Genomic DNA, 23,132 nt, shown 5'->3' with positions numbered 1-23,132 from the left:
TTGAAGGTATAATTCAGAACTCATAAGGGTCGGTGTCAAAGACGCTGGCCCTTTTGCATTCAATAAAAGTCATTTTTTACTGTTACTGTGTATTGGCAATATTCCGTGTTTTATCAGGAACAATGTTCACAGGAAAACTTTTGTGTGTTATACTTAGAACAACATGCCGGCTGGCAAAAAAAACAAAGGAGAATTGTAATATGAGCGATTTGTATTCCGAGCTGCTTGTAAAAAAAGAGCGGACCGCAAAGGACAGGCTGGTAAAAGGCAGTATCATTGCACTGATCGTGCTTCTGGTACTCGCAGGACTGTTTATTATGCCCCCGCTTCTGATCGCGGCAATTGTACTGGGAGTCTGTGCCTATCTTTTTATTTTTCCAGGAACTGATCTGGAATTTGAGTACTTGTTTGTAAACGGAGAACTTGACATTGACAAGATCATGGCAAAGTCCAAGCGAAAAAGAGTAAAAAGCCTGAATATTACAGAATGTGATATTATGGCACCCCTTAATTCACACAGAATGGACTATTACAACAGCAACCAGAAGCTGAAGGTACAGGATTTTTCCTCCGGAAATCCGGAACATAAGCGTTTTGCAATTGTCTGCCGCGATGGCGCAGAAACCTGCAAAGTAATTATCGAGCCAGATGAAATATTGGCAAAAACCATGAGAAACACTGCTCCGAGCAAAGTATTTTTAGATTAATTTACTAGATTGACACACTTTTAGTTTTTTGCTACACTAATCTACAAACCAAAGACACAATAAGACAAGGGAGGAAAAGCAATGGGTACTATCATTGGTGAAGGCATTACTTTCGACGACGTCCTTTTAGTTCCGGCGTACTCCAAAGTAATCCCGAATCAAGTTGACGTTTCAACTTACCTTACAAAGAAGATTAAACTGAACATTCCCATGATGAGTGCAGGAATGGACACCGTTACTGAGTACAATATGGCGATTGCCATGGCACGTCAGGGAGGTATCGGTATCATTCACAAGAACATGTCTATCGAGGCGCAGGCAGAAGAGGTGGACAAGGTTAAGCGTTCTGAGAATGGTGTTATCACAGATCCGTTTTTCTTATCTCCGGAACATACATTGAAGGATGCCAATGACTTAATGGCGAAATTCCGTATTTCCGGTGTCCCGATCACAGAAGGCAAGAAGCTGGTAGGTATTATTACCAACCGTGATCTGAAGTTTGAGACAGATTTCAGCAAGAAGATCAAAGAGTCCATGACATCTGAGGGACTGATCACAGCCAAAGAAGGTATTACACTGGAAGAGGCGAAAGAGATCCTTGCGAAATCCCGTAAAGAGAAATTACCCATTGTAGATGATGATTTTAACTTAAAAGGACTTATCACCATCAAGGATATTGAAAAACAGATTAAATATCCTTTGGCTGCCAAAGATGAACAGGGACGTCTTCTCTGTGGAGCTGCTGTTGGTATTACCGCCAACGTGCTTGCCCGTGTAGATGCACTTGTGAAGGCAAATGTTGATGTCATCGTTGTTGATTCTGCTCATGGTCATTCTGAGAATATCCTCCGTGCTGTACGAGAAATCAAGGCTGCATATCCGGAGCTTCAGGTTATCGCAGGAAACGTTGCCACAGGAGCCGCTACCAAGGCTCTGATTGATGCTGGTGTAGATGCAGTTAAGGTCGGAATCGGACCTGGCTCTATCTGTACCACCCGTGTAGTTGCAGGTATTGGTGTACCGCAGATCACAGCAGTCATGGATTGCTATGAGGTTGCCAAGAGATATGGTATTCCGATTATTGCAGACGGTGGTATCAAGTATTCAGGCGATGTTACCAAGGCAATCGCAGCTGGTGCAAACGTTTGTATGATGGGAAGCATGTTCGCCGGATGCGATGAGAGCCCGGGAACTTTCGAGTTATATCAGGGAAGAAAATATAAAGTATACCGTGGAATGGGATCCATTGCAGCTATGGAGAATGGCAGCAAGGACCGTTACTTCCAGGAGAATGCCAAGAAGCTTGTTCCGGAAGGTGTGGAAGGACGTGTTGCATACAAGGGACACCTTGAGGACACTGTATTCCAGCTGATCGGAGGACTTCGCTCCGGTATGGGATACTGTGGAGCTGAGAATATTGAAGCACTGAAACAGAATGGTAAATTCGTGAAGATTTCTGCTGCTTCCCTGAAAGAGTCTCACCCACATGACATTCACATTACAAAAGAAGCACCGAACTACAGTGTGGATGACAAATAATGAAAAGAAAATCTGCAAGGCCGTCTTTTTCAAGGCGGCCTTCTTTTAACAAAAGAGAAAAAACAGATAAGGGCGGCAGAATCCGTCAGAGAAATCAGCGTCTGGCATTACTGGTGCTTCTTTTGCTTCTGGTTGTGACAGGAGTGGTTATTCTGATGGTAAGGAAAGGACAGAAGCAGGAGGAAAGTGCAGAGACATTCCAGGAAACGAATGATCATACGAATTATGGACCGGAAGAATGGATGTCCCAGGGTGCTCCCTACATAGATGTACAATTATTGACTCCAAATGAGTATTCCAGGCCTCAGCTGCCCCTGAATGGAGCTGATTACATAGCGATCCATTATACAGCCAATCCCGGTGCCACAGCCCAGAATAACAGGGATTATTTTGAGAATCTTTCCATTTCTCATGAGGCGAAAGTAAGCAGCCATTTTGTAGTAGGACTGGAGGGTGAAGTGATCCAGTGTATTCCTACCTCGGAGATGTCTTATGCGACTAACTCAAGGAATGTGGACAGTATTTCCATTGAGTGCTGTCATAAAGATGATACCGGCGTTTTTGAACAGGAAACTTATGATTCTGTGGTAAAGCTGGCTGCATGGCTGTGCGCCCGATTTGGGCTGACCTCAGAGCAGGTGATCCGGCATTATGATGTGACAGGCAAGGAATGCCCCAAGTATTATGTGGATCATCCGGATGCCTGGGAGCAGATGAAGGCGGATATCAGTGCACAGATCACAATAGATCAGGGCTTGATGGGGATTTCCTGAGAAAAAAGTACGGACTATATCCATAAATTTGCTTATGCAGGCATTGCGACCAGTAACCACAAAAAGTTACTGGTCATTGGTAACGTTCCGCGAGGTGTTTTTTGTGAACAAAGTTCACAGAAAACCCGAGAATCTCAGCGCGAAATCATGCGAATGCATGATTTCTGTGCATCGCGAAGCGTGTTACTGGTCACTCCGTGACCAGTAACCACAAAAAAATTGTACATAAAAGAAAAAGATTTCCCATCTTGAAATAACGAAAAAAATATTGTAGTATAAAAAAGAACTGCATGACTGGCGGATCGTGGGAATACCCACAGGGAGTGCAGTGATATCATTGTGTCGACCGCCTGGGCAGCCTGGAAGAGGGGCTTCCCAGGCGTTTTTTATACACGCAGCCAGTATAAGCGTATGCCAGAGTGTGTTTGAAAATCTGGTGGCTGCGGTAATATACTCATGTAAATTTCGAAAGGAGAACATCTGCATGGAAATGATAGCATTGGACAAAGAACTGAAGGAAAATTCTTACCCGGGACGAGGAATCATCATTGGCCGCAGCGCTGATGGAACGAAGGCAGTTACCGCTTACTTTATTATGGGAAGAAGTGAGAACAGCCGCAATCGTGTATTTGTGGAGGATGGAGAGGGAATCCGCACACAGGCATTTGACCCTTCCAAACTGGTAGATCCAAGCCTGATCATTTATGCACCTGTCCGCGTACTTGGAAATAAAACAATTGTGACAAACGGTGACCAGACAGACACTATTTACGAAGGAATGGATCATCAGCTCACTTTTGAGCAGTCTTTACGTTCCAGAGAGTTTGAGCCAGATGCACCAAACTATACACCACGTATTTCCGGAATTATGCATGTAGAGAACGGCACTTACAGTTATGCAATGTCCATTTTGAAAAGCAATAATGGAGATCCTTCTTCCTGCAACCGTTACACTTTTGCATATCAGAATGCAAAGGCCGGTGAGGGACATTTTATCCATACTTATAAATGTGATGGAAACCCGCTGCCAAGCTTTGAGGGCGAGCCGAAGCTTGTTCGGATTCCGGATAACATGGATGCGTTTGCAGATATGTTGTGGGAGAGCCTGAATGAAGACAATAAGGTTTCACTTTTTGTGAGATACATTGATATCGAGACTGGTAAATATGAATCAAAAATTATCAACAAGAATCACTGAAAATGAAGCTTTCCGTTTTTTGTAAATTATATTCGCAAAACGGAATGCCTTACAGAATAGTACCTACTGAATCGTTACCTTAAAAGATAAAATGGAGGAGATAACCATGAAAGAGTTAGAATTAAAATACGGCTGTAACCCAAATCAGAAACCATCTAAAATATACATGGAAGATGGAAGTGAACTGCCAATTAAAGTACTTTCCGGAAAACCTGGATATATTAACTTTCTGGATGCCTTTAACGGCTGGCAGCTGGTGCGTGATCTGAAAAAGGCAACCGGACTTCCTGCAGCTACTTCTTTTAAACATGTTTCCCCGGCAGGTGCTTCCATTGGTCTTCCGCTTACAGAGACGCTTGCAAAAATCTACTGGGTAGAGGATATGGACTGGCAGAATTTTTCACCGCTTGCATGTGCATATGCCCGTGCAAGAGGCGCAGACAGAATGTCTTCCTTCGGTGATTTTATTTCCCTTTCTGATGTATGTGACAAAGACACAGCACTTCTGATCAAGAGAGAAGTTTCCGACGGTGTGATCGCTCCTGGTTATACAGAGGAGGCACTTGAGGTTCTGAAACAGAAGAAAAAAGGCAACTACAATGTAATTCAGATCGATCCGGAATATGTACCGGCTCCATTAGAGCATAAGCAGGTGTTCGGCGTTACTTTTGAGCAGGGAAGACAGGAGCTTGCAATTGATGATGAGCTGATTTCCAACATCGTAACTGAGAATAAAGAATTATCTGAGGAAGCAAAGCGTGATATGAAAGTTTCCCTGATCATTCTGAAATACACCCAGTCCAATTCCGTATGCTATGTAAAAGACGGACAGGCAATCGGCGTTGGTGCAGGACAGCAGTCAAGAGTTCACTGTACACGTCTTGCAGGACAGAAAGCAGATAACTGGTTCCTTCGCCAAAGCCCGAAAGTATTGAATCTTCCATTTAAGGAAAGTATTTCAAGAGCTGAGCGCGACAATGCTATCGACGTTTACATTGTTGATGAGTATATGGATGTTCTGGCGGATGGAAACTGGGAAAAGACATTCACAGAGAAACCTGCAGTTTTCACAAAGGAAGAGAAGAGAGCATGGCTGGATCAGATGACAGATGTAACATTAGGATCTGATGCGTTCTTTCCATTCAGCGACAATATTGAGCGAGCTTACAAAAGTGGCGTGAAATATATTGCACAGCCAGGCGGTTCTGTGAGAGATGCAGACGTAATCGATACCTGCAACAAATACAATATAGCAATGGCATTTACCGGAATTAGATTATTCCATCACTAAATTGTGCCTGAAAAATCATTCTTGCAATTGAGACGCACATCTTGCGGAAAGTTTTTTCAAACACGTTTTAAGAAAAAATATTGGATTCTGACAGAATAATAAAATGAAGTAATAAAAGGTCTTGTACAAAGTGCAAAGAACTGAAAATTCTTATTGAAAGATGAGTCAATAGAGAATCTTCAGATAGAAAAGCAAATTGTACAAGGCTTTTTTGTTTAAAATAAGATGTCCTTTATAAATTATTTCCGAAAAAATAAGCGGGATTTTCTTATGAAGTATACAAAAGACAGTGACCGCTTTGTAAGGCGGATTCAGACACAAAAAAGCTCCGACTAAATCGGAGCTTCAGAGCGATAGACGGGGCTCGAACCCGCGGTCTCGACCTTGGCAAGGTCGCGCGTTACCAACTACGCCACTATCGCATTTATTGCTGTCAACTGTTTTCCTCAGCGACAAAACATATAATACAGTATAAAATCTATTTTGTCAATGTTTTTTTGAAAAAAATGAAATAATGTTTTTTTTAATGAAAAAATAAAAAAGCTACAATAATAAATGTGAAAAATTTCTAAAAAGCCTGATGGGATTTGAAATAAGAAAATAGCTGTGCTATGATAAACAAAGAGTAGAGGGGAAAATTGAACAGATCAGGAGATATAAATTCATGAAAAAAAGATTTCTGGTTATGGCAGTATGTGTTTCTGCATGTATGCCTGTTTCTGCGCTTGGAGCGGAAATAGCCGGTCCGGCCATTTCAGGTACAGCACAGGAAAATAATGATAATAAAGAAGAAACAGTTTCAGAAGAAGCTGTCGAAAAAAAGGATTCCGGGAAAATCGAGGATGAGATCACGGAAGTCCAGGATACTGTCACAGTAGCGGCAGATACAGATGTATTAGATTATCCTGGCAGAAAAGAGGGGTCTGTGATCGGCGAAGTGCTGGAAGAAGATGAAATCAGCCGGACAGGTACTATTGATGATATCTGGAGCAGGATTCTGTTTGAGGATGATAATGGAGAAGAACAGGTGGGATATATCCCAACCTCTGTTTTGGAGGGGTATGAAGATAAGAATCAGGTAGCTTCAGATGCAACCTCAGATGGAACTGTAGAAGCAGGAATTATACATAAAAGTACAGGAGAGGGCGTATTTGCAGAAGCAGTAGAAGGTGTTACCCAGACAGGGGGAAATGCAGGTGTTCTTGAAGGACAGCCGATTATGGTTTCCGCAGACAGCAGCCTTCGTCCACTTGGTGTTTTCCATATTACCCATTACTGCCAGTGCAGCATTTGCTGCGGTCCGTGGGCAAACGGAATCACATCCACAGGTGTGACAGCTACCACGAACCGTACTATTGCAGTAGATCCAACTGTAATTCCTTACGGTTCTAAAGTAGTTATCAATGGACAGGTCTATGTGGCAGAAGACTGCGGCGGCGCCATTAAGAACAACCGCATTGATATTTATATGGGAAGCCATGCGGAAGCATTGAACAGCGGTGTATTTGATGTAGAAGTTTATCTTTTGGAAGAGGGATCATCCGTTCAGGGTATAGAAGGGATTCAGGAAGGGAATCAAGAATAATATGAAAATTTTGTGAAAAATTGTGCATATTTAGTTCGAAAATGTACTAGCCAATGCGGTACTTCTAGTGTATAATGTTTAGGCAGATACTGCCATGACGTGAATTATGGGAAATCAGAAGGAAAATATGGCAGATTTACAGGATAACAAATAGATAAGGTGAAAACAAAATTATGGTAAAAGTAAAAATTAGCGACTGGAAAGCTGATTCATCCATGGATGAGGCTTATAAGGCACTTCGTACAAACATTCAATTTTGCGGTGCCGACAAAAAGGTGATTGCATTTACAAGCTGTACCCCGAATGAAGGAAAGAGTAATGTAACTTTCCATCTTGCAGCTTCCCTTGCAGAGAGTGGTAAATCTGTACTTTTGATTGATGCAGACCTTCGTAAATCCGTACTTATGGGACGTGTACAGGTTGAGGAAGAAGTGAAGGGACTGACCCACTACCTGTCCAAGCAGGCGAAACTGCAGGACGTTATCTGCGCAACCAATCTTCCCAAGTTTCACATTATTTTTTCCGGTGTTGTACCGCCGAACCCGGCAGAGCTTTTAGGAAGCAGACAGTTTAAAGACATGATCCGTGTTGTAAGAGATGTATATGATTACATTATCATAGATACACCGCCTCTTGGACGAGTAATCGACTGTGCAGTTGTGGCGGATTCCTGCGATGGAACTGTCATTGTAATCGAATCCGGCAGTATCAGCTACCATTTTGTACAGGAGATCAAGGGGCAGCTGGAGAAGACCAACTGTCCGATCATCGGTGCGATTTTGAACAAGGTAGATACTAAGGAATATGGTAAATACGGTAAGTATGGTAAATATGGCAAATATGGCAAGTACGGAGAATACGGAAAATATTGATCCGTCATTATTCGAGATTGTTATATGAAAAGATTGGAAATGGGCGAAGCGAATGAAAGGTATTTATGATATTCACTGTCATATTGTTCCGGGAGTTGATGATGGAGCGAAGGATCTCAAGACATCTGTACGCATGCTCCAGAAGGAATATGATGATGGTGTCCGCAACATTATTGCCACTCCGCATTTTCGATATGATATGTTTGAGCCGTCTCTGGAACAGGTTAAGAAGCAGTTCCTTCGTGTGAGGAAGGCTGCCGCTGAGATTGGAGAAGACGGTATTCAGATGTATCTGGGCTGCGAGCTTCATTCCAGTATGGATATGACAGACTGTCTGAAAAAAGGGGAAAGACTTACCATGTCAGGTTCCCGTTATGTGTTAACGGAGTTTCGGACTTCAGACGAAAAGTCCTATATCAGGGAACGGGTGCAGGCATTGATCCGGAAAGGGTATTATCCTATTATCGCACATGTAGAACGCTATCATTCGGTAGTAAAAAACGGTCTGGATTTTATTGATGAACTCAGGGATATGGGTGCCTATATTCAGATGAATGCGGACAGTATTATTGGTGAGGATGGCTTTATGATCAAGCGTTTCTGCAAGAAAGTAATTAAAGAAGAAATGTTGGATTTTGTGGGGTCTGACGGTCATGATCTGGCCAGACGAACGCCTCACATTGGCAAATGTTACGACAAAATTGAAAAAATGATGGGTACGGATTACGCGGATATGATTTTTATCAGCAATCCGGAGTGCATTATAAATAACGAGAGATTTTGACTTTTATATATGGGATGTCGTTGGAAACGATGTATCTGTTTAGAAAAAGTAAAGAAAATTACAGGGTAACGGAGAAGAAGAATGGAAAATCAGGTTACAAATAATAACGATGAAATTGAAATCGATTTAGGTGAGATTTTTCACCTGATTCTTAGCAGGCTGGGAGTGATTATTCTTTCCGGTATCATTCTGGGTGTGATTTCCATTATCGGAACAATGCTTTTTATCACTCCACAGTATGAATCTACCACGAAGATCATGGTGCTGAATAAACAGGACAGCAATACACTGACCAGTGCTGATATGCAGACCAGTACACAGCTGACTAAGGACTATGCGGAACTTATTAAGAGCCGTACAGTTCTTGAAGGTGTAATTGCACAGCTGAATCTTAATATTACCTATCAGCAGCTGCTTGGCAAACTGACGGTAGATACTTCTACAGACAGCCGTATTGTAACGATCATAGTATCTGATGAAGATCCATATACAGCAAGCGAGATGGCCAATGCTATCCGTGATATGGCAGCAGAGCACATTCAGTCAGTTATGGATATTGAGGCGGTTAACGTAGTTGACAGCGCAAACATCCCAAGTGAAAAAGCCAGCCCAAGCCTTGCGAAGAATGGTGTGATCGGTGGACTTTTAGGTGTTATCATTGCAATGGCGATTGTGATCATCATTTATCTTACAAATGATACGATCAAGGTTGAGGAAGATGTAGAGCGTTATCTTGGACTTTCTGTTCTGGGAAGCATTCCATATTCAGAGAAAGAAAGCAGATCCAAGAAACAGAAATCAAGAAAACGTCGCTGATGAAATTGAGTATAAGGAGCTGCAGATATGCGTAAATGGTTGATTGTTTTAATGGCGGCAGTGGCAATAGGAGCGACCGGAATCCTGGGATGGCTGTATATGAGGCAGGATCGCAAGGGACCGGAAATTACCATTGCAGAGAGCAAGAAAAACAGCTACACTTCGGATATGACAACGGAAGATCTTCTGGAAGGAGTAAAAGCTGTTGACAAGAGAGATGGAGATGTTTCAGCCAGCCTGACAGTTGAGAATGTTTATCCAAATGAAAAAGGGGATGAAGTCACAGTTGTTTATGTTGCAAAGGATAACAGTAACAATGTAACAAAGGTAACTTATCATATGACTTCCGAGGGAAATCTTATGGGATTTACTTCAGAAACCAAAACTTCTTCTGACAATACAGATACAGATGCAGAAACGGATGAAGCCCTGCAGGATGAAAATGAGACTGATTCAGAAGATGAAGAAGAACCAGAAATGACAGAAGAAGAAAAAGCGCAGGAAAGGGAAGAAGAAAAGATTGACCAGCTGAACCCTCAGGATCCGCGTTTTTATCTGAATACTTACTACGTTGAAATTGCCAAGGGAACACAGATTGACAGACTGAGTTATGTAAAAGACATTCAAGACGATAAAGATTCAACAAGTGATCTTTATCGTAAGATTCAGATCACTGGAACCGTTGATGTGAATACTCCGGGTACTTATGAACTGACTTATTATGTTGTTGACTCCAATGGCAATGCTTCAAACGGAGCTGTTCTGACAATTGTAGTAAAATAATGATTACTGTGAACGGAGTGAACAGTAATCAATAGCGACTGCTGGTTATGAAAGAACCGGCAGAAAGATTCCTTTTTGACCATGCACATGTACATAGGAGCAAATATATGAGATCTACCATATGGAAGAAGACCCTTATCTGCCTTGGCGCGGTGCTGTTTCTGGAAAGCCCGGCTGTGAGTACGGCGTTTGCATATACAGTAAAGGCAGAGAATACGGATGCTGAAGCGGCCACCAGCAATATCAAGAGTATTTTGCTGATCGGACAGGACAAAAGAGAGGGAGAGTCCCGTCAGCGTTCCGATTCCATGATTCTTGCTACATTGGACAAGGATCAGGGTACTGTAAGCCTGACCTCTTTTATGAGAGATCTTTATGTTGCCATTCCTGGATATTCGACTACTCGTATTAATGCGGCTTACGCATATGGAGGAATGGATCTTTTGGACCAGACTCTGGAAGAAAATTTCGGAGTAAAGATAGATGGAAATGTGGAAGTGGATTTTGAAGTTTTCCAGGTTCTGGTTGACAAGGTTGGAGGAATAGATCTGGAGTTGACTCAGGCGGAAGCAGATTATATCTGCGGACGAGATCAGAATGTTCTTTACCCTCAGCCTCTTCGAAGCGACTGGAATCTTCAGGAAGGAATGAACCATCTGGATGGAGAACAGGCACTTATCCATGCACGCAACCGTTCTATTGGAAATTCCGATTATCGGAGAACAGAGCGGCAGCAGGAAGTACTTATGGCTGCTTTTGCCAAGATAAAAGATCTGGGAGTTTTTGATATTGCAGGTCTGGTTAAGGATGTTCTTCCAATGGTTACTACGGATCTTTCTTTGTGGGATATAACCGGATATGCCATGGATGTGATGAACATCGGTACAGATGAAATTGCATCATACCGGATTCCGGAGGATGGAGCCTACACACCTCAGACGATTGACGGCATGCAGGTTCTGGTTCCTGATCTTGAGCAGAATCGGCAATATCTTCAGCAGATCCTGTATCACGCAGGTGAATAAGAATTAAAAAGAATTAAGACGGTTCGCACCACACGAACCGTCTTTTACGCTATAATAACGAAATAAAAGCAGCTGTTGAGTTCCTTTGCAGTTACACACTGTCTGCTGAACCATTATAAAAATAAATTATAGAAATATATAGACAGCAATCAGAATTGAAAGCGGGTGGAGGATAAGTGGAATTGCTTGAATGGATACATAATATTGATGCACAGATTCTGCTTTTTATACAGCAGTATTTAAGAAGTGATCTGTTTACCTGGCTGTGGAAGGGAATTACCTTTCTAGGAGACGGAGGCTGGTTCTGGATTGTTTTGGGGCTGCTCTTTCTTTTTCCAAAGAAGACAAGAAAGGCAGGTGTAACCGCACTTCTGGCACTAGCTATAGGGGCAGTGGTTACGAATTTATGCCTTAAGGATCTGGTAGCGCGTATAAGACCTTATGATTCTGTGGAGGGACTTGTGCCTCTGGTTGCCAGGCTGAAGGACTATTCTTTTCCATCAGGTCATACCTGCGCATCTTTTGCCTGTGCAGGCGTATATTATAAAGCCTTTCCTGGAAAATGGGGAAAAGCAGCCATGGTCCTGGCAGTACTGATCGCTTTGTCCCGATTGTACGTGGGAGTACACTATCCTACAGATGTGCTGGCTGGAGCCCTTGTAGGCACTTTTAGTGCGTTGGCGGCGCTGAAGCTAGAGCACGCTCTAGTTAGATATTATGAAGAACGAAAAGCAAAATAAAGATAAGGGAGAATTTATGGAAGAGAAAAAAACACAGACAGTCTGTCCATACGCAAAAAAGTGCGGTGGGTGCCAGTATCAGGGTGTGCCTTATTCCGCACAGCTTAAAAAGAAACAAAATCAGGTACAGGGGCTTTTGAAGAAGTTTGGGAATGTGAAGCCGGTAATTGGAATGAAAGATCCTTATTTTTACCGGAATAAAGTTCATGCTGTATTTGACCGTGACCGGAAGGGAAATATTATTTCTGGAATTTATGAGGCTGGTACCCACAGAGTGGTTTCTATTGAACAGTGTCTGATTGAGGATAAGAAGAGTCAGGAAATCATCCGTACCATTCGGGGAATGCTGAAGTCTTTTAAGATCAAAACATATGATGAGGATACCGGATATGGACTTCTGCGCCATGTACTGGTGCGTCGTGGCTTTTCCACAGGTGAGGTAATGGTAGTACTGGTGGTCGCCTCTCCTATTTTTCCATCCAAGAATAACTTTGTGAAGGCATTAAGAAAAGTTCATCCAGAGATCAGTACTGTGGTATTAAATATTAATGACAAAAATACAAGCATGGTTCTTGGCGAGCGGGAAATCGTACTTTATGGTAAGGGATTTATCCGTGATACCCTTTGTGGAAAATCCTTCCGTATTTCACCAAAATCCTTCTATCAGGTAAATTCAGTGCAGACCGAAATTCTTTATGGAAAAGCTGTGGAATTTGCAGGGCTGACAGGGAAAGAAAAAGTCATTGATGCATATTGTGGAATTGGCACCATTGGTCTGGTAGCTTCTGGTAAGGCAAGAGAAGTGGTCGGAGTGGAACTGAATAAAGATGCAGTCAGGGATGCAAGGATCAATGCAAGAGAGAATAAGGTGGTAAACATATCTTTCCGCCAGGGTGATGCCGGTGAATTTATGGAGGCAATGGCAGAAGCTGGTGAAAAGGCAGATGTGGTATTTATGGATCCTCCCCGCTCAGGCAGCAGCGAGAAATTCCTGAATTCCGTAATAAAACTCTCTCCGAAGAAAATTGTTTACATTTCCTGTAACCCGGAAACACTTGCAAGAGACCTTAATTTCCTTACGAGAAAAAATTATATAGTTAAAGAAATCCAGCCTGTGGAAATGTTTTGTTTTACAGATCACACAGAAGTGGTGACCTGGCTGGAGCAAAAATAAGAAACTGTTGCTGTTTACAGGCTGTGTAGCAATGAAAATATATTCTGTAAGAAAAGGTATCCTGTCAGCAGGAAAAAGGAGGTACCTATGATGACGACCATAACTGGAATTATGGAGTGGGTTCTGGAGAATATTGCTGGTTTCGCCATTGTAATTTTTGAGTTTATTGGAGTTGCCATTATTATCTGGAGTGGAATTACCGGATTTATCAAGTGGCTGAAACATGCCGGAGATACTGGTGTCTATCTGGCGAGGGGACTTGCCATGGGACTGGAATTTAAAATGGGAAGTGAGATTCTACGTACTGTAGTGGTACGTGAGTGGAAGGAAATCGGAATTGTAGCCGGAATTATTGCTCTTCGTGCAGCTCTTACGTTCCTGCTTCACTGGGAAATCAAGGAGGAAGAAAAAAGCGGCGGACATGAGGAATAGAGGTTCGCTGTTTATAGATGATATCTGCGGGTTTATAGGAGCACACATAAAGATTGATAAAGGTATAATAAACAATGGAAATGAAAGTAATTGCTCATATCAGAAGTGATTTTCCAACGAAATTTGGAATTCCCCATCAGAGCGGCAGAATACAGGAACTAAAGGCGGATATTATTTTTGAACCGGAATATCGGAACCATAAGGCATTTCGAGGGCTGGAAGAGTATACCCATATCTGGCTGATCTGGGAATTTTCACAGGCTGTCCGCAAGGAGTGGTCTCCTACAGTGCGTCCTCCAAGACTTGGGGGAAACGTCAGAATGGGCGTTTTTGCTACAAGGTCTCCTTTTCGTCCAAATCCCATAGGACTTTCCAGTGTAAGGCTGGAGAGCGTAGAGTTTTCTGAAAAGTATGGACCGGTGCTTCATGTATCAGGAGCGGATCTTATGGACGGAACACCTATTTATGATATAAAGCCCTATCTGGCTTACGTGGACAGCCATCCGGAAGCAGCAGGCGGATTTACCGACCAGATTCAGGATCATAAGCTGAAAGTAGAGTTTCCGGAAGAGCTTTTGAAGAAGATTCCAGTGGAAAAAAGAGAAGCGCTTCTTGCTGTCCTTGCAAACGATCCAAGACCTGGGTATCAGAAGGACCCTGAAAGAAAATACGGAATGTCTTTTGGATCCTGGGATATTCATTTTAAAGTAGATGGAGAACAGCTGCGGGTATTGGAGGTATTTAACACTTTCACGAATTAAATCGAAAAAACCCTTGCAAAAAGTCGAATTTTTTCATAAAATGGAGAAAAAGTTTTTGAGGAGCATAAGGATTATGAGAAAAGTTGTAAAGTTTGGCGGAAGCTCCCTTGCAAATGCGGAGCAGTTTGAAAAAGTCGGAGATATTATCAGAAGTGAAGAGAGCAGACGTTTTGTTGTTCCTTCTGCACCAGGTAAGAGATTTGACGGGGACACGAAGGTAACAGATCTTCTTTACAGCTGTTATGACGCAGCTGCAAATGGCGGTGATTTTGAAAAGGTTTTAGAAGAAATCAAATCTCGTTATTATGAGATTATTAAAGGGCTTGGCCTTGCTCTTTCCATGGAAGAGGATTTCCAGTTGATCAAAGAGAATTTTAAAGCACAGATTGGCAGGGATTACGCCGCTTCCCGTGGAGAATATCTGAACGGCAAAGTGATGGCTGCTTATCTTGGTTATGAATTTGTGGATGCAGCAGAAGTAATCCGTTTTGATAAAAACGGAAATCTGGATTCAGAGAAGACAGACAAACTTCTGAACAAGCGTCTTTCCAAATGTGAGAATGCAGTTGTGCCGGGCTTCTATGGTGCAAAGGACGATGGAACTGTGACCACTTTTTCCAGAGGTGGTTCTGATGTGACAGGTTCTCTGGTTGCCAAGGCAATTAAGGCTGATATGTATGAAAACTGGACTGATGTATCCGGTTTCCTTGTAACAGACCCGAGAATTGTAAAGAATCCGGCTGTGATTGAGACCATTACATACCGTGAACTTCGTGAGCTTTCCTACATGGGAGCTACTGTTCTTCATGAAGATGCTATTTTCCCTGTAAGAAAAGAGGGAATTCCGATTAATATCCGCAACACCAACCGTCCGGAGGATAAGGGAACTTTTATTGTGGAGAGTACCTGCCGCAAGCCGAAATATACCATAACCGGTATTGCAGGAAAGAAAGGTTTCTGTTCTATCAACATTGAGAAGTCCATGATGAACAGTGAAATCGGATTTGGCAGAAGAGTGCTTCAGGTATTTGAAGACCAGGGAATCAGTTTTGAGCATGTTCCATCCGGTATTGATACCATGACAGTATATGTTCACCAGGATGAGTTTGAAGAAAAGGAGCAGCAGGTAATTGCGGGAATCCATCGCCTGGTTCAGCCGGATTTTGTGGAAATGGAATCTGACCTTGCCCTGATCGCAGTTGTAGGACGTGGAATGAAATCCACCCGCGGTACAGCCGGAAGAATTTTCTCTGCCCTCGCACATGCAAATGTAAACGTCAAGATGATTGACCAGGGCTCCAGTGAGCTGAATATTATCATTGGCGTGGAGAACCGTGATTTTGAAAATGCAGTGAAAGCAATTTATGATATTTTTGTGCTGACACAGATTTGAAATTGAGTGGATAGGTCACCTGTCGGCAGCATTCACATATATGAAAATCTGCTCATACGTTCAGAACGTCTGGTATTCATGAATTCGCTGATGTAAGCATGTACCATTTCTGGCTGTCGTCCGGGAGCTTTAATAGTAAAAGAATGAGATAAGAGCCGTAAATCAAAGGTAGTGTTAGAATTAATCTTTGATTTATGGCTCTTTTTGTATAGAAAAAATTTCGTGCCGTTTTATGATATTGACAAAACAGAACGTGCGTTCTAAAATAAAACAAGAACAAACGTTCTGAAATTAAGAATAATAAAGAATGCGAAACACAGATTACATAAAAGGAGCTTTGTTACGGGATGATTATTCAGGAATCAATGACATTGAAGCGGAAGCTGGAGATTTTATCGGATGCCGCGAAATATGATGTGGCTTGCACATCCAGTGGTGTGGATCGAAAGGGAGATGGAAAGGGCATGGGAAACAGCATTGCTGCCGGAATCTGTCATAGTTTTGCTCAGGATGGCAGATGTATCAGTCTTTTGAAGATCCTTTATACAAATGAATGTGTATTTGACTGTAAATACTGTATAAACAGAGCCTCCAATGATGTGGTGCGTACCAGTTTTACCCCAGAAGAAGTGTGTCGTCTGACTATGGAATTTTACAGGAGGAACTATATTGAAGGACTGTTTTTAAGTTCCGGAGTAAAGGAAAGTCCAGACAGGACTATGGAAGAACTGCTTTGTACAGTAAATCTTCTTCGTAATAAATATCATTTTCAGGGATATATTCATTTGAAAGCCATTCCAGGTGCTGCTCCTGAACTGATCGCCAGGGCGGGGTATCTGGCAGATCGCATGAGCGTGAACCTGGAACTTCCTACTGCAGACGGGCTTAGGAAACTGGCACCGCATAAGAGCAGGCAAACCATTCTGCGCCCTATGAAGCAGATTCAGCAGCAGCGAGATCAGAATAAGGAGGAATTGGTTCTGTACCGTCATGCCCCTAAGTTTGTACCAGCCGGTCAAAGTACCCAGATGATTATTGGAGCTATGGGGGAGAGCGATTATCAGATCGTGTCAGTAGCAGAATCTTTGTATAAGAACTTTGCATTAAAAAGAGTTTTTTATTCGGCTTTTGTCGCCGTAAATGAAGATAAGGATCTGCCCATGTCCTTATCAGGTCCGCCTCTTTTGCGGGAACACCGGCTTTATCAGGCAGACTGGCTTATGCGGTTTTATGGTTTTCGGGCTTCAGAACTGCTTTCAGAGAAGCATCCGGATTTTAACCTTCTTCTGGATCCCAAGGCAGACTGGGCAGTGTCACATCTGGAGTTTTTTCCGGTAGAGATCAACCAGGCAGATTATTATGAACTTCTTCGTGTACCGGGAATCGGTTATACCTCTGCCAGAAGAATCATTGGAGCCAGGAGAACCCATTCCCTGGAATTTGCAGATTTGAAGAGGATTGGTGTGGTTCTGAAGCGTGCCTTATATTTTATCACCTGTAATGGCCGCATGATGTACAATACCAGGTTGGAGGAATCTTATATTACCCGTAATCTTCTGGATGAAGAGAACTGTCGGAAGCATGGGAATGAAGCTGCATTTCAGCAATTATCCCTCTTTGGAGATGAGATGGGGAGCAGAAGACTGTATACAGAAAATACAAAGAATCATGTGGACAGAAAGGTGGGAGCTATATGAATCAAGAGAAAAGAATCCTGGTATGTGAGGACTCTATGGAGGGAATTTTTTCTGCTGTCTATGATGGATGGAAAGAGTGTGCAGGCGGCTGTAAAGTGAGCATTCAGACCAGTTTTCCTGTAAGCATGGAATTGTTCACTTCTTATCGGGAGATTGCTACAGATCAGAGTAAGGTTGGTAAGGTTATGAGGACGATTCTTATGAGACTGGGAAGCGAGGTTTACGAACAGATCTGTCTGGCGGCAGCTTCAGCAGATGAAGACAGGGGAACTGCCATTTATTATGTGCTGCACCGGGCTTTTGGGGGAGGCAGATGCGAAAAACGTGTAATGGAGGCACTGGCAGATCCATATGTATCCAGGGTTGCGAAACTGGCACTCTGCGTGAAGCGGGAATATCACCATTATTTTGGGTTTGTCCGTTTCAGGGAGATTGGCGGAAGGTTTCTGTTGGCAAAGATCCAGCCGGGGAATGATATCCTGTCTCTTATGGCTCTTCATTTTTCCAATCGCTTTCCCAATGAGAACTGGGTAATCTATGATGAGAAGAGGCAGAAGGCGTTGTGCCATGAGAAAGGGAAGGAGTGCGTCATGAGAAAAGAAGTGCGTATACAGGTGCCAGGGAGCGCCGTAGGGGATATGGGAGAGTACGAGGAACTGTGGCAGACATTTTGTGATAGCATATCCATTGAAGCAAGGAGGAATGAGAAACTTCAGAAGCAGATGCTTGCTTTGCATTTTCGGAGTAATATGCCGGAGTTTTCTGTGAAAGGATAGGCCGATAAGTAAAATTCGTGTTATAATGCTTACAGATAAGGTATCTTTGTTTGGAAGGCAGCAGACCAGTAAAAGGCGGTAAATTGGAAATGGACAATCCGGTAACACGAATATCAGTAAGAAATCTTGTGGAGTTTATATTGCAAAGCGGTGATCTTGATAACCGAAGAGGTACTATAGACAAAGATGCTATGTTAAAGGGCAGCAGACTGCATCGGAAGCTTCAGAAACAAATGGGCGGAGACTACAGAGCAGAGGTTGCTTTGCGGATGAATTGCAGCTATGAGGATCTGGACATTCGGTTAGAAGGTCGTGCAGATGGAATTTTTACAGAAGATGAAGTTGTCTGGATCGATGAGATTAAAGGAATATATGGAAATGTGGAACAGATGGAAGAGCCTGTGAAGGTTCATAAGGCTCAGGCTATGTGTTATGGCTATATTTACGGTGTTCAGGAAGGCTTGTCGAAGATTGGAATCCAGATGACATATGCCAATCTGGAGACAGAAGTGGTGAAAAGGTTCCGGGAGGTGATCTCCATAGAGGAACTGAAAGAATGGTACCAGAAACTTCTGGATGAATATCATAAATGGCTCAGTTATCAGAAAAAATGGAAGGAAGAGAGAAATCATTCTCTTCAGAGCCTGGAATTTCCATTTTTCTACAGAGAAGGTCAGAGAAAGATGGTGAGCAGTGTTTACCATGCAATTGGAGCCAGTCGTCAGATTTTTATTCAGGCACCTACCGGCGTAGGAAAAACCATGTCTACCATTTTTCCGGCAGTTCGCGCTGTTGGCGAAGGGAAAGGGGAGACGATCTTTTATCTTACAGCCAAGACTATTACAAGAACAGTGGCTCAGGAAGCTTTTGAGGTGCTGCGGGAAAAGGGAATGAAATACAAAGTGGTGACCATTACAGCCAAGGAGAAGCTGTGTTTTATGGACGAAACCAAATGTGATCCGGTACATTGTCCTTACGCCAGGGGACATTTCGACAGGGTCAATGACGCTGTCTATGAGCTGTGGACGACGAAGAGCAGATATGACAGGGAGACTATACGGGAGCAGGCAGAGAAATGGCAGGTATGTCCTTTTGAAATGTGTCTGGATCTGTCTTTATGGGTGGATGCTGTAATTTGTGATTATAATTATGTGTTTGACCCTACGGTTCATTTAAAACGTTTTTTCGGGGAAGGTGCAGGTGGAGATTATGTCTTTCTCATTGATGAAGCTCATAATCTGGCAGAACGGGGAAGAGAGATGTACAGCGCTTCTATTTGCAGGGAAGATGCTGTTCGGGTTCGAAAAGTTATGAAAGAAAGAGCACCCCGGCTTTACCGCTCCCTTGGAAAGCTGGATAAACAGCTGAAAGAACTACAGGTGGACTGTGGAAATTACCTCGTTCTCCCAGGCACGGGTTCCATAACTATGACGATTTTAAAGGTTCAGGGAGAATTTGATGCTTTTCTGGAAGCACATAAGGATGTGGAACTGGAAGATGAAGTAAGAAAGTTTTATTTTGATATTCGCAATTTTCTGAATATTGCGGAACTGATAGACGAGAACTATGTAGTTTATGCTGAGAATGGAGAAGATGGTCTGTTTCGCCTGAAACTGTTCTGTGTAAATCCGGCAGTGAACCTGGGGGAATATCTGAAGAAAGGCCGCAGTGCCGTATTCTTTTCTGCTACATTGCTGCCCATGAGCTACTACAGAAAATTGCTCAGCAACAGGCAGGACGATTATGGAATCTATGTGGAATCACCGTTTTCACAGAAGAACCGCTGTATTTTAAATGCCGGCGATGTAAGTTCCTTATATAGCCGCAGGGGATATGAGGAATATCACAAAATTGCGGAATATATAGCGAGGACGATATGGCAGCACAAGGGAAATTATATGGTATTTTTTCCTTCTTACAAAATGTTGGAAGAGGTTTATGCAGTCTACGAAGAAGAATTTTCTGTAAACTGGGTGAAGTGTATCTGTCAGAACAGCTCTATGAAGGAACAGGAAAGAGAAGAGTTCCTCCGGGAATTTGAACAGGATCAGGAATCACTGGTAGCTTTTTGTATTATGGGTGGTATTTTTTCAGAGGGAATTGATCTGCTGGGAGAAAAACTGATTGGAGCCATTTTAGTGGGAACCGGATTGCCCCAGTTGGGAAATGAGAGGGAAATTCTTCGTTCTTTTTACACAGAAAATGGGGAAAATGGATTTGATTACGCCTATAGGTATCCTGGCATGAATAAGGTTCTGCAGGCTGCTGGAAGAGTAATCCGCACAAAGGAAGATCATGGTGTTATTCTCCTTCTGGATGAACGGTTCCGGCAGAGAGAATACAGCAATCTTTTTCCGGTGGAGTGGAATGACAGGAAAACATGTACATTGTCAAATGTGGAAGCACAGCTGCAAAAATTTTGGGAGAGTATTCCAGACAAAATCTCTCGCAAATTGTGACGTACATCCTGCAGAAAGTCTTTTCAAACGCATTCCAGAGCTTGTAAAAATGTTATGGCAAACAAAGAGGTTGCATACAAAGCAGAAACAGGTTATACTGCCCTTATTAAAAGGAGAATAACATGAAAAAAGGCAAAAAAACCAGATGGCTGTATAAAGCAGCTGGAATGGCAGTCCTTTTGGGGGCAGCATTTTGGTGCAGCAACAGCGGGCTCCTGTTATGGAAGCCTGAAGTTCTTACTGTATTAGCGGAATCAGAAAGTGGCGGCAGCCTGTCATCTGTTACAGAGGAAGCTAAGATACTTCCTATTCCTAATAGTGATGGCAAATATATGTTGAAAAGTGACGGATTTTATTGTCTGAATGAAGACGGTTCAGGAGACTGCACTCAGGCAATACATTATTTCGACCATTTTGTTGTAGATGGAACAGTGTTTAATGGATATTATTATCACGACGAGACAGGAAAATTTAAAGCTTCTGAAGCACATCTTACAGCCATTTCACAGGAAGCACTCCCGAAAGCAGAAGATGGAACTGTGGAAGCAGGATGGACTTCGGGGATTTATGTGGTAAATAACCTTGGAAGGCTTTCTGGTACTGGAAGAGTTTGTATTCTAAAAGAAGAGATTGGACAGATAAAACTAGATGGCGGGTATTACGTTGACAGAAATGGAAAAGTGTGTCAGGAAGGCGGTATTTATTATATCCAGGAAATGAATGTGGGAGAAAAGAGATTTTCCGGGTATTATTATTTTGATGAATCAAGCGGCGTATTAGTGGAAGAAGCTGGTACTACACCAGAGGGCTTGACAATCCAAAAAGATGGCAGCATTAAAGAACTGACGGATCCGGGGATCAAAAATCTGAAGAAAGCTGTGAAGGAATTTACGGAAAAACTGGAAGGGGACTGGAGCGTCTATGTGAAAGATCTAAAGAGCGGAGAGAAGTTCTCCATCAATGATAAAGCCATGTCTTCCGCAAGTCTGATAAAAGCATTTACAATGGCTGCAAGTTATGAAAATATGGAAAAAATCAGGATGGTTGAGGGGATGCTTCTGAAAGCAGATCCAGCTAGTCAGACTGTGACAGACAAGCTGTTTCGGCTTATGGAGAATATGGTAACCTACAGTGACAATGAGTCTTTTAATGAAATGGTAAGGCTTCAGACTGCTTCCAATCAATTCAATGCAGGTGCACGTGTAATTAACCGGTATCTCAGGGAACAGGGCTATAAAGAAACAGCTGTGCTTCATACGCTTGCGCCTTCGAATACAGATCCGGAAGGGCTTGGAAGCAGTAATACGACTTCTGTGGAGGATTGCGGCACTCTGCTGGAGAAGATTTACCGAAGAGAATGTGTAAGTCCGGAGGATTCTGACCAGATGCTGTCTTTGCTTTTGAACCAGGATACCAGAACAAAGATTCCTGGCGGGCTTAAGGAATCTGTTCAGGTAGCGAATAAAACTGGTGAAAATGATAAAAGCCAGCACGATATTGGAATTGTCTATGGAGCTAGAACGGATTATATTCTGTGCGTAATGTCTGAGAATGCAGGAAAGGAAGCAGATGCTGTTTCCAATATTCAGAGGATTTCAGCGATGGCTTATTATTATTTGAATTAGAGCGTATTTGAAAAAGGCTTTCTGCAAAACAGAATCCTTTCCAGACTTGTACAAAAAAATTGCTTGACACTAATAAAATTTTGCGATAGCATGAAGACAATAAAAGAAAAAATGAAAGGAGATTTACACCATGAAAGTAGTTTATACAGATAAGGCACCAGCAGCAATCGGACCATACTCCCAGGCAATGATTTTAAATGGAGTATTATTTACATCTGGACAGATCCCGGTAAATCCTGCAACAGGCGAGATCAACGGAGATACCATTGAGACTCAGGCAGAGCAGGTTATGAAGAATCTTGGCGAAGTACTGAAAGAAGCAGGAAGCAGTTTTGAGAAGGCAGTTAAGACAACATGCTTCCTTGCTGATATGGGAGATTTTGCCAAGTTTAATGAAGTATATGCGAAATATTTCGTAAACAAACCAGCACGTTCCTGTGTCGCTGTGAAAACTCTTCCGAAGAATGTTCTTTGCGAAGTTGAGGTAATCGCAGAAGTTTAATAGTACTGTCCACAGGAAAATGTGTCAAATGTTTTTGTATTTAAAGATATGCAAATATTTAGAATATATATTGTCAGGCCTTCTGGGGTTCACCCGGGAGGCCTTTGTCATAAATAAAAATTGTGCAGAATTCTGTTGCAACGCAGTCTGGAATGTCAGACAGAAATCCCTGGCATATTAAACTGTTGACGGATTGCTTT

The 23,132-nt window shown here is 42.6% G+C and carries 21 protein-coding genes, 1 tRNA gene and 1 riboswitch; of the genes, 21 read left to right on the top strand and 1 reads right to left on the bottom strand.

Annotated features, from left to right (window positions below):
• Positions 1-200 precede the first annotated feature (200 nt).
• The 5 genes from I2D69_RS05825 (at position 201) to I2D69_RS05805 (ending at position 5,508) form a co-directional block, all read left to right on the top strand.
• Positions 201-707: a DUF6106 family protein gene (locus tag I2D69_RS05825; protein WP_173716435.1), complete on the top strand. Its 507-nt coding sequence runs from the start codon at positions 201-203 to the stop codon at positions 705-707.
• An 81-nt stretch (positions 708-788) separates the two neighbouring features.
• Positions 789-2,246, top strand: coding sequence for an IMP dehydrogenase (gene guaB / locus I2D69_RS05820; protein WP_118579160.1), 1,458 nt, complete (start codon positions 789-791; stop codon positions 2,244-2,246).
• Positions 2,246-3,019 (top strand): peptidoglycan recognition family protein, encoded by a 774-nt coding sequence (locus I2D69_RS05815; RefSeq protein ID WP_173716436.1) that lies wholly within the window; start codon positions 2,246-2,248, stop codon positions 3,017-3,019. The genes guaB and I2D69_RS05815 overlap by 1 nt, the downstream gene beginning before the upstream one ends.
• 280 nt (positions 3,020-3,299) lie before the next feature.
• Positions 3,300-3,382: riboswitch (ZMP/ZTP riboswitch) on the top strand.
• Positions 3,383-3,503: 121 nt separating this feature from the next.
• Complete coding sequence (locus I2D69_RS05810) at positions 3,504-4,217, top strand: IMP cyclohydrolase (RefSeq protein WP_173773355.1); 714 nt, start codon at positions 3,504-3,506, stop codon at positions 4,215-4,217.
• Positions 4,218-4,323: 106 nt separating this feature from the next.
• Complete coding sequence (locus I2D69_RS05805) at positions 4,324-5,508, top strand: phosphoribosylaminoimidazolecarboxamide formyltransferase (RefSeq protein ID WP_195379537.1); 1,185 nt, start codon at positions 4,324-4,326, stop codon at positions 5,506-5,508.
• A gap of 349 nt (positions 5,509-5,857) precedes the next feature.
• Here I2D69_RS05805 and I2D69_RS05800 read toward each other — a convergent pair.
• Positions 5,858-5,930, bottom strand: a tRNA-Gly gene (locus I2D69_RS05800).
• Positions 5,931-6,172: 242 nt separating this feature from the next.
• Between I2D69_RS05800 and I2D69_RS05795 the strand changes: the two genes are divergently transcribed.
• The 16 genes from I2D69_RS05795 to I2D69_RS05720 all read left to right on the top strand — a co-directional run bounded on the left by I2D69_RS05795 (position 6,173) and on the right by I2D69_RS05720 (position 22,932).
• Positions 6,173-7,093 (top strand): 3D domain-containing protein, encoded by a 921-nt coding sequence (locus I2D69_RS05795; protein ID WP_243243767.1) that lies wholly within the window; start codon positions 6,173-6,175, stop codon positions 7,091-7,093.
• Positions 7,094-7,266: 173 nt separating this feature from the next.
• Complete coding sequence (locus tag I2D69_RS05790) at positions 7,267-7,965, top strand: CpsD/CapB family tyrosine-protein kinase (protein ID WP_118579145.1); 699 nt, start codon at positions 7,267-7,269, stop codon at positions 7,963-7,965.
• A 52-nt stretch (positions 7,966-8,017) separates the two neighbouring features.
• Positions 8,018-8,749 (top strand): CpsB/CapC family capsule biosynthesis tyrosine phosphatase, encoded by a 732-nt coding sequence (locus tag I2D69_RS05785; RefSeq protein WP_173716439.1) that lies wholly within the window; start codon positions 8,018-8,020, stop codon positions 8,747-8,749.
• 81 nt (positions 8,750-8,830) lie between these two features.
• Positions 8,831-9,565, top strand: a complete 735-nt coding sequence (locus I2D69_RS05780; RefSeq protein ID WP_118579139.1) for a Wzz/FepE/Etk N-terminal domain-containing protein — start codon at positions 8,831-8,833, stop codon at positions 9,563-9,565.
• A 27-nt stretch (positions 9,566-9,592) separates the two neighbouring features.
• Entirely contained in the window at positions 9,593-10,348 is a 756-nt protein-coding gene (locus I2D69_RS05775) for an immunoglobulin-like domain-containing protein (RefSeq protein ID WP_173718263.1), read from the top strand.
• A gap of 107 nt (positions 10,349-10,455) precedes the next feature.
• Complete coding sequence (locus I2D69_RS05770; protein ID WP_173718264.1) at positions 10,456-11,373, top strand: LCP family protein; 918 nt, start codon at positions 10,456-10,458, stop codon at positions 11,371-11,373.
• A gap of 176 nt (positions 11,374-11,549) precedes the next feature.
• Positions 11,550-12,113, top strand: a complete 564-nt coding sequence (locus I2D69_RS05765) for a phosphatase PAP2 family protein (RefSeq protein WP_118579130.1) — start codon at positions 11,550-11,552, stop codon at positions 12,111-12,113.
• A gap of 16 nt (positions 12,114-12,129) precedes the next feature.
• Complete coding sequence (gene rlmD / locus I2D69_RS05760; RefSeq protein WP_118579264.1) at positions 12,130-13,287, top strand: 23S rRNA (uracil(1939)-C(5))-methyltransferase RlmD; 1,158 nt, start codon at positions 12,130-12,132, stop codon at positions 13,285-13,287.
• Positions 13,288-13,374: 87 nt separating this feature from the next.
• Positions 13,375-13,719: a DUF1622 domain-containing protein gene (locus I2D69_RS05755; protein ID WP_173718265.1), complete on the top strand. Its 345-nt coding sequence runs from the start codon at positions 13,375-13,377 to the stop codon at positions 13,717-13,719.
• A gap of 80 nt (positions 13,720-13,799) precedes the next feature.
• Positions 13,800-14,480 (top strand): tRNA (N6-threonylcarbamoyladenosine(37)-N6)-methyltransferase TrmO, encoded by a 681-nt coding sequence (gene tsaA / locus I2D69_RS05750; RefSeq protein WP_195379550.1) that lies wholly within the window; start codon positions 13,800-13,802, stop codon positions 14,478-14,480.
• A gap of 73 nt (positions 14,481-14,553) precedes the next feature.
• Positions 14,554-15,873 (top strand): aspartate kinase, encoded by a 1,320-nt coding sequence (locus tag I2D69_RS05745; RefSeq protein WP_148462768.1) that lies wholly within the window; start codon positions 14,554-14,556, stop codon positions 15,871-15,873.
• Between the two features lie 347 nt (positions 15,874-16,220).
• Complete coding sequence (locus I2D69_RS05740) at positions 16,221-17,570, top strand: putative DNA modification/repair radical SAM protein (protein ID WP_148462767.1); 1,350 nt, start codon at positions 16,221-16,223, stop codon at positions 17,568-17,570.
• Complete coding sequence (locus I2D69_RS05735) at positions 17,567-18,346, top strand: TIGR03915 family putative DNA repair protein (RefSeq protein WP_148462766.1); 780 nt, start codon at positions 17,567-17,569, stop codon at positions 18,344-18,346. Before I2D69_RS05740 ends, I2D69_RS05735 begins: the two co-directional genes overlap by 4 nt.
• Positions 18,347-18,435: 89 nt before the next feature.
• Positions 18,436-20,805 carry an ATP-dependent DNA helicase gene (locus tag I2D69_RS05730; RefSeq protein WP_195379536.1) on the top strand — a complete coding sequence of 790 codons (2,370 nt, stop codon included), beginning with the start codon at positions 18,436-18,438 and terminating at the stop codon, positions 20,803-20,805.
• A 122-nt stretch (positions 20,806-20,927) separates the two neighbouring features.
• The gene (locus I2D69_RS05725) at positions 20,928-22,430 is read left to right on the top strand and encodes a serine hydrolase (protein WP_195379535.1); all 1,503 of its coding nucleotides are present in this window, start codon (positions 20,928-20,930) and stop codon (positions 22,428-22,430) included.
• 130 nt (positions 22,431-22,560) lie between these two features.
• The gene (locus tag I2D69_RS05720; protein WP_195379534.1) at positions 22,561-22,932 is read left to right on the top strand and encodes a RidA family protein; all 372 of its coding nucleotides are present in this window, start codon (positions 22,561-22,563) and stop codon (positions 22,930-22,932) included.
• Positions 22,933-23,132: the final 200 nt, after the last annotated feature.

The sequence above is a fragment of the Ruminococcus sp. D54t1_190329_F1 genome, from assembly GCF_015551645.1.
GTDB lineage: Bacteria > Bacillota > Clostridia > Lachnospirales > Lachnospiraceae > Blautia_A > Blautia_A faecis.
The sequence above is the reverse complement of the archived record's forward strand: the minus strand, read 5'-3'. Positions and strand labels throughout refer to the sequence as shown.

Coding starts and splice junctions, on each gene's coding strand:
- I2D69_RS05805 (WP_195379537.1), top strand. CDS start 4,324: ATGAAAGAGTTAGAATTAAAATACGGCTGTAACCCAAATCAGAAACCA.
- I2D69_RS05815 (WP_173716436.1), top strand. CDS start 2,246: ATGAAAAGAAAATCTGCAAGGCCGTCTTTTTCAAGGCGGCCTTCTTTT.
- I2D69_RS05745 (WP_148462768.1), top strand. CDS start 14,554: ATGAGAAAAGTTGTAAAGTTTGGCGGAAGCTCCCTTGCAAATGCGGAG.
- I2D69_RS05725 (WP_195379535.1), top strand. CDS start 20,928: ATGAAAAAAGGCAAAAAAACCAGATGGCTGTATAAAGCAGCTGGAATG.
- rlmD (WP_118579264.1), top strand. CDS start 12,130: ATGGAAGAGAAAAAAACACAGACAGTCTGTCCATACGCAAAAAAGTGC.
- I2D69_RS05785 (WP_173716439.1), top strand. CDS start 8,018: ATGAAAGGTATTTATGATATTCACTGTCATATTGTTCCGGGAGTTGAT.
- I2D69_RS05780 (WP_118579139.1), top strand. CDS start 8,831: ATGGAAAATCAGGTTACAAATAATAACGATGAAATTGAAATCGATTTA.
- I2D69_RS05755 (WP_173718265.1), top strand. CDS start 13,375: ATGATGACGACCATAACTGGAATTATGGAGTGGGTTCTGGAGAATATT.
- I2D69_RS05810 (WP_173773355.1), top strand. CDS start 3,504: ATGGAAATGATAGCATTGGACAAAGAACTGAAGGAAAATTCTTACCCG.
- I2D69_RS05735 (WP_148462766.1), top strand. CDS start 17,567: ATGAATCAAGAGAAAAGAATCCTGGTATGTGAGGACTCTATGGAGGGA.
- I2D69_RS05740 (WP_148462767.1), top strand. CDS start 16,221: ATGATTATTCAGGAATCAATGACATTGAAGCGGAAGCTGGAGATTTTA.
- I2D69_RS05770 (WP_173718264.1), top strand. CDS start 10,456: ATGAGATCTACCATATGGAAGAAGACCCTTATCTGCCTTGGCGCGGTG.
- I2D69_RS05775 (WP_173718263.1), top strand. CDS start 9,593: ATGCGTAAATGGTTGATTGTTTTAATGGCGGCAGTGGCAATAGGAGCG.
- I2D69_RS05790 (WP_118579145.1), top strand. CDS start 7,267: ATGGTAAAAGTAAAAATTAGCGACTGGAAAGCTGATTCATCCATGGAT.
- I2D69_RS05720 (WP_195379534.1), top strand. CDS start 22,561: ATGAAAGTAGTTTATACAGATAAGGCACCAGCAGCAATCGGACCATAC.
- I2D69_RS05795 (WP_243243767.1), top strand. CDS start 6,173: ATGAAAAAAAGATTTCTGGTTATGGCAGTATGTGTTTCTGCATGTATG.
- I2D69_RS05730 (WP_195379536.1), top strand. CDS start 18,436: ATGGACAATCCGGTAACACGAATATCAGTAAGAAATCTTGTGGAGTTT.
- tsaA (WP_195379550.1), top strand. CDS start 13,800: ATGAAAGTAATTGCTCATATCAGAAGTGATTTTCCAACGAAATTTGGA.
- I2D69_RS05825 (WP_173716435.1), top strand. CDS start 201: ATGAGCGATTTGTATTCCGAGCTGCTTGTAAAAAAAGAGCGGACCGCA.
- guaB (WP_118579160.1), top strand. CDS start 789: ATGGGTACTATCATTGGTGAAGGCATTACTTTCGACGACGTCCTTTTA.